Origin of the sequence: Tessaracoccus rhinocerotis (genome assembly GCF_007197885.1) — a bacterium.
GTDB lineage: Bacteria > Actinomycetota > Actinomycetes > Propionibacteriales > Propionibacteriaceae > Arachnia > Arachnia rhinocerotis.
The window spans coordinates 1-786 of sequence record NZ_VKKG01000019.1 but is presented as its reverse complement, the minus strand read 5'-3'; the positions used below and the strand labels follow the sequence as shown (position 1 = coordinate 786).

Annotated in this window: 1 protein-coding gene; it reads left to right on the top strand. The window is 67.6% G+C overall.

From position 1 onward, the window contains the following. Positions 1 to 109: 109 nt before the first annotated feature. Positions 110 to 786, top strand: a 677-nt coding sequence (locus FOJ82_RS15945; RefSeq protein ID WP_143939482.1) for a transposase, incomplete at its 3' end; no start/stop codon positions are given.

Here is a 786-nt window from a genome sequence, read left to right as displayed (position 1 = left end):
GGCTCATCACAAAGCGGGGTGTAGTGGGTCCGGCGCGTCGTTGACCGGGTAGGGGTCGAGGCCTCCCGATGATGGAAGTTCTCACACTGCCCATCTGGAAGACCTCGACGTGCCTGATGTTACCGCCGCTGCCGGCTTCGGCCGCCCTGACCTGACCACCTTCTGCCGACTCGACGAACTCGGTCTCGAGGCCACCGGGCAACGACTGGAACCCGACCGCGCGGTGCTGGCGTGCCGTGTTGTGGGACCCGACCGGTGGTGCCGACGATGCGGTTGTGAAGGGACCGCGCGAGGAACTGTGAAAAGACGGCTGGCGCATGAGCCGCTGGGGTGGCGGCCCACGGTGCTGGAGGTCACGATCCGCCGCTACCGATGTTCGGGCTGTGGGCATGTGTGGCGCCAGGACATGAGCCGGGCGGCCGAGCCGAGGGCGAAGTTGTCGCGTCGTGGACTGGGGTGGGCGTTGGAGGGGATCGTGGTGGCCCACCTCACCGTCGCCCGTGTTGCCGAGGGGTTGGGGGTGTCGTGGAACACCGCCAACGACGCGGTCCTGACCGAGGGCAGCCGGGTCCTGATCAACGATCCCGCTCGTCTCGATGGGGTCCGGGTCGTTGGCGTCGATGAGCATGTGTGGCGCCACACCCGCCACGGCGACAAGTACGTCACGGTGGTCATCGACCTCACCCCGGTGCGTGACGACACCGGTCCGGCACGCCTGTTGGACATGGTTCCGGGACGCTCGAAGCAGGCGTTCAAACAATGGCTCGCCGCCCGCGACGAGTCCTG